Origin of the sequence: Coprococcus intestinihominis, from assembly GCF_040096555.1 — a bacterium.
Lineage (GTDB): Bacteria > Bacillota > Clostridia > Lachnospirales > Lachnospiraceae > Coprococcus_A > Coprococcus_A intestinihominis.
The window spans coordinates 1-1255 of sequence record NZ_JBBMEK010000450.1 but is presented as its reverse complement, the minus strand read 5'-3'; the positions used below and the strand labels follow the sequence as shown (position 1 = coordinate 1255).

At 42.2% G+C, this 1255-nt stretch carries 1 protein-coding gene and 1 pseudogene; both read left to right on the top strand.

Translation table 11 applies throughout. The features are described from left to right. A pseudogene (locus WMO25_RS18140) lies at positions 1–303 on the top strand (hypothetical protein); the annotation flags it as partial. Positions 304–308: 5 nt separating this feature from the next. Next, complete coding sequence (locus tag WMO25_RS18135) at positions 309–1166, top strand: ABC transporter ATP-binding protein (protein ID WP_349086636.1); 858 nt, start codon at positions 309–311, stop codon at positions 1164–1166. Positions 1167–1255: the final 89 nt, after the last annotated feature.

Sequence of the window (1255 nt, the reverse complement as noted above, 5' to 3'; positions counted from 1 at the left end):
GCACCAACAGGTAATGCTCAGTATCTGATCAATATGTTGTTTGTATCAGATGGTACTGATAATTATGGCCATTACAGTAATTCAGATGTAGATGCAGATGCACAGAAACTGGAAACTACCTTTGATACATCTGAAAGAGATGCAATCGTCAAAGATCTGACTCAGAAGGTTGTAGATGATTGCCCGGATGCTTTTATTGCCAGCCAGCAGCTGCTTATTGTTTATAACAATAAAGTAACGGGTGTGGATGTGAATCCATCTGAGTATTATCTGATTACGAATACATTGGATATTGCGGAGTAAAACATATGCTTTCAGTTGAACAGCTTTATGTGAATTACGGAGAAAAAGAAATACTGCATGATGTCGATCTTCAGGTTGCTCAGGAAGAAATTGTGATGATTGTGGGAGAGAGCGGCAGTGGGAAAAGTACTCTGGTGCGCAGTATCATGGGCCTTTTGGGTGAAGAAGGACATATTACTAAAGGAAATATTGTTTTTCAGGGGGTTAATTTGTGTCAACTGAACAAAAAACAATACCGGGAGCTGAGAGGCTCCCGTATTGCTATGGTTTTTCAGCAGCCGGAGAGTTCTTTTGATCCCACTCAGACCATTCATCGTCAGTTTTACGAGGCTATGAATGTACATAGGAAAGTCAATGTGCGGGAGGCAGAGCAGACAGCAAAAAGCCTACTTGGAATGCTTGGATTCAGGGAGCCGGAAACCATTCTTTCAAAATATCCTTTTGAATTAAGCGGCGGCATGGCGCAGCGGGTGGCTATTGCGTTGGCTGTTGTTAATGAACCGGCGTTTTTGCTGGCTGATGAGCCTACGAGTGCCTTAGATGTGGTTGTACAGAAGCAAACATTGGATGTGATATTGGATATGCGTCAAAAATTGCATATGACAATGCTGATGGTGACGCATAATATGGGAGTTGTCGCATATATGGCGGATAAAGTCGGCGTGATGCATCATGGCCACCTGGTAGAATGGGGCAAAAAGACAGAATTGTTGAAAAATCCACAGCATCCATATACCAGAGAATTGATTCGTGCGATTCCGACCATGAATGGCATTCTTCCGCAATATCAGGAAACACCGCAGATGAAAGGTTGGAAGAACAAAGTCTGGTATTCTGAGACACATTGGGCATTGATGGCGTAAAGGGCATAGGAGATATGAAAATAGCAGAAATTAGAAATCTCAGTTATAGTTATAGAGAAAATTGTGGACAGAAAAAGGCTGTATCGAAT

Excerpts from the sequence above, each read along its gene's own strand:
- WMO25_RS18135 (WP_349086636.1), top strand. The coding sequence starts at position 309 with ATGCTTTCAGTTGAACAGCTTTATGTGAATTACGGAGAAAAAGAAATA.